At 72.3% G+C, this 4,307-nt stretch carries 1 protein-coding gene; it reads right to left on the reverse strand.

Features of this window, described 5'->3' with window-relative positions; genetic code table 11:
• On the reverse strand, positions 1–4,292 hold a 4,292-nt coding region (locus tag ACWDAK_RS40720; protein ID WP_427396301.1), incomplete at its 3' end, for an amino acid adenylation domain-containing protein.
• Positions 4,293–4,307 lie beyond the last annotated feature (15 nt).

Below are 4,307 nucleotides of genomic sequence, written 5' to 3' on the forward strand. Positions count from 1 at the left end.
GAGCGGGGCACGTTCTGCAGCGCCAGTAGCACCTGGAACAGGGGCTGGCGGGCGAGCGATCGGGACGGGTTGAGGGCCTCGACCAGGTGCTCGAAAGGCAGCTCCTGGTGCGCGTACGCGGCCAGCGCGGTCTCCCGCACCCGCCCGAGCAGTTCGGCGAAGGTCGGGTCGCCCGAGGTGTCGGTGCGCATCACCAGGGTGTTGACGAAGAACCCGACGAGGTCGTCCAATGCCTGGTCGGTTCGGCCGGCGATCAGGCTGCCGACCGGGATGTCTTCTCCCGCGCCCAGTTTGTGCAGCAGTGTCGCCAGGGCGGCCTGCAGCACCATGTACACGCTGGCGCCGTGCTCCCGGCCCAGGCCGACCAGTCCGGCGTGCAGCTCCGCGTCCAGCTCGATCGCCAGGTGCCCGCCACGGTAGGAGGGGGTCGCGGGGCGAGGCCGATCGACAGGAAGCCGGATCTGTTCCGGCAGCTCGGACAACTGCCCCTTCCAGTAGGACAGCTGACGGGTAAACAGGCTGTCCTGGTCGGCGGCCTCGCCGAGCAACTCGTGCTGCCACAGGGTGTAGTCGGCGTACTGCACGGGCAGCGGCGCCCACTGCGGCTCCTCGCCCCGGCAGCGCGCCGCGTACGCGGTGGCCAGGTCGGCGGAGAGCGGGCCGAGCGACCAGCCGTCACCAGCGATGTGATGCACCACCAGCAGCAGCACGTGCTCGTCCGCCGAGAGCTCCAACACCTGGGCGCGCAGCGGTGGTTCGGTCGCGAGGTCGAATCCGCGCGCCGCTGCCGCCACCAACAGCTCCGCCAGATCCGCCTCGCCGGCCGGGGTGACGGGCAGCTGCGGCCGGACCATCCCGGCACCCAGCACCTCCTGGTACGGCACCCCATCGACCTGGGGGTAGACCGTGCGCAGGCTCTCGTGCCGATCGACCACGTCCCCCAGCGCCTCCTCCAGGGCCGCCCGGTCGAGCGACCCCGACAGCCGCCACGCCAGCGGCATGTTGTAGATCGGGCCGGCACCCTCCAACTGGTGCAGGAACCACAGCCGTCGCTGCGCGGACGACAGCGGGATCCGATCGGGCCGCTCGGCGCGGCTCAGCGCCAGCCGCGCCCGGCCGGCCCCACCCAGCACAGCGGCCAGCCCAGCCACCGTCGGCATCTCGAACAGGGCGCGCAACTCCAGCTCCACACCCAGCGTCGCACGCACCCGGGCCACCAGCCGAGTCGCCAGCAGCGAGTGCCCACCCAGCTCGAAGAAGTCGTCGTCGACCCCGACCCCGGCCACGCCCAGCACCTCGGCGAACAACTCGGCCAGGACGTGCTCCTGGGGGGTATGCGGCGCACGGCCGGTACGCGACCCGGTGAACTCGGGCTCGGGCAGGGCGCGCCGGTCCAGCTTGCCGTTGACCATCAACGGCAAGGCGTCCATGGACACGAACCCGGCCGGCACCATGTACTCCGGCAACCGCTCACGCAGGTGCGCCCGCAGCGCGTCCCACTGGAGCTCCGCCCCGGCGGCAGGCACCAGGTAAGCGACCAGCCGCCTGTCCTCCGCCCGGTCCTGCCGAACGATCACCGCGACCTGGCGGACCTGCGGGTGCTCCGCCAATACCGCCTCGACCTCGCCGAGCTCGATCCGGAACCCGCGGACCTTCACCTGGTCGTCGGCCCGGCCGACGTACTCCAGCTCACCGTCGGCCCGCATCCGCACCAGGTCACCGGTGCGGTACATCCGAGTGCCCATCGGGCCGAACGGACAGGCCACGAACCGCTGTGCACTCAGCCCGGGCCGGTTCAGGTACCCCCGGGCCAGCCCCGGCCCCGCCACATACAGCTCACCGGGCACACCCGGCGGCACCGGACACAGCCACTCGTCCAGCACGTACACCCGCAGACCGGCGATCGCACGGCCGATCGGCGGCACACCGGAGGACGGCGACAACGGATCGCTCATCGTCGCGCACACCGTGGTCTCCGTCGGACCGTACCCATTGATCATTCGCCGCCCCGGCGCCCACCGCGCCACCAGCTCCGGCGAACACGCCTCACCCGCCACCACCAGCGTCGACACGCTCACCTCGTGCTCCGGCAGTGCCGCCAGCACGGACGGCGGCACGGTCGCATGGGTGACCGCAAGGCTCGGGTCGGTCAGCGCCGACACCGGATCCGCCGCCGGCGGCAGCACCAGCGCCGCGCCGCGCAACAGGGCGGTGAAGATCTCCGACACCGAGGCGTCGAAGCTCGGCGAGGCGAACTGGAGCACCCGGCTGCCCGGCTCGATCGCGAACCGCTCGACCATCGCGGCCACCATGCTCGGCACGCCCACGTGGCTGACCACCACGCCCTTGGGGCGGCCGGTCGAACCCGAGGTGTAGATCACGTACGCGGCGTTCTCGGGCTCGACGACGACATCGGGGGCGTTCTCCGACCGCAGGCCCAACTCGGCGGCGCTGTCCGGTGCGTCGGGCAGCAAGCGGTCGAGCCCGGCCGCGCCCGGCAGATCTGCGTCGAGTGCGCTGGTGGTGACCAGCAGCGCGGGCCGGGCGTCCGTGAGCATGAATTCGATGCGGGCGGCCGGGTAGTCCGGGTCGATCGGCAGGTACGCGGCCCCGGTCTTGAGCACCGCCAGGAGGGCGACCACCTGCTCGACCGAGCGCGGCAGGAGCAGCGCCACCAGCCGCTCCGGGCCCACGCCGCGCCCGATCAGCATGTGAGCCAGCCGGTTGGCCCGGGCGTTCAGCTCCCCGTACGCCAACACCCTCTCGCCGGACACCAGGGCCGCCGTATCCGGCCCTGCCGCCACCCGGGCCTCGAACAGGCCGAGCAGACCCGTGGCCGTGGTCGGGGCGGTCACCGCGCCCTGCTCGGACAGCAGTCGGCGGCGCTCCCCGGCGAAGAGCAGGTCGAATCGGCTGAGCCGCCGCTGCGGGTCGGCGACCGCCGCACGGAGCAGCCGGACCCAGCGCGCGATCATCGTCTCGACGGTGGCCGGGTCGTACAGGTCGCTGGCGTACTCGACGAAGGCGTCGATCCCTTCCGGGGTGCCGTCCTCCGTGTGCCGCTCGGACATCGAGAAGACCAGGTCGAGCTTGGACGTGCTGGTGGCCAGCGGCATCGCGCCGACGCGCAGCCCGGGCGGGGTGAAGTCGGCCCGCGGGTTGTTCTGCAGCACCAGCATGACCTGGAACAGCGGGTGGTGCGCCAGTGACCGTACCGGATTGAGGGTTTCGACCAGGTACTCGAACGGCAGGTCCTGGTTGGCGTAGGCGGCCAGCGAGGTGTCCCGGACCCGGGCGAGTAGTTCGGCGAACGTCGGGTCGCCCGAGGTGTCGGTACGGAACACCAGGGTGTTGACGAAGTACCCGACCAGCTCGTCCAGCGCCTGGTCGGTACGGCCGGCGATCAGGCTGCCGACCGGGATGTCCTCGCCCGCGCCGAGCTTGCTCAGCAGCGCCGCCAGAGCGGCTTGCAGCACCATGAACAGACTGGTCCCGTTGACGCGGGCGAGCTCGCGCAGGCCGTGGTGCAACTCCGCGTCCAGCCCGGCCCGCACGATGCCGCCCTGGTGTGAGGCGACCGCCGGACGGGGCCGGTCGGTGGGCAGCTGGATCTGCTCCGGCAGATCGGCCAACTGCCGCATCCAGTAGTCGGCTTGGCGGGCGAACAGACTGTCCCGGTCGGCGGCGTCGCCGAGCAGTTCGTGCTGCCACATGGTGTAGTCGGCGTACTGGACCGGCAGCGCCTCCCACTGCGGCTCCTCGCTCCGGCAGCGCGCCGCGTACGCGGCGGTCAGGTCCCGCACGAGCGGGCCCAGCGACCAGCCGTCACCGGCGATGTGGTGGAGCACCACCAGCAGCACGTGCTCGTCCGGCGCGAGCTCGAACAGCTCGACGTGCAGCGGCAGTTCGCTCTCCAAGTCGAACCGGCGGGCCATCGCTGCCGCCAGCACACCGGACAGCTCGGCCTCGATGGTCCGGCTCACGTTCAGCCGCGGACGGGCCACAACGACGTCCAGCACCTTCTGGTACGGCATGCCGTCCACCGCCGGGAAGACCGTGCGCAGGCTCTCGTGCCGGGCCACCACGTCCGCCAGGGCGGCCTGCATCGCCGGTCGGTCGAGCGGGCCGGACAGTCGCCACGCCAGCGGGATGTTGTAGTTCGCGCTGGCCCCCTCCAGCTGGTGCAGGAACCACAGCCGCCGCTGCGCGAAAGACAGCGGGGTCCGCTCGGGCCGGGGCCGGGGCGCCAGGGCCAGCTGCGCCCGGCGGGCCCCCGCAAGCGCGGCGGCCACGCCGGCCGGGGTCGG

This window comes from Kitasatospora sp. NPDC001175 (assembly GCF_053598215.1).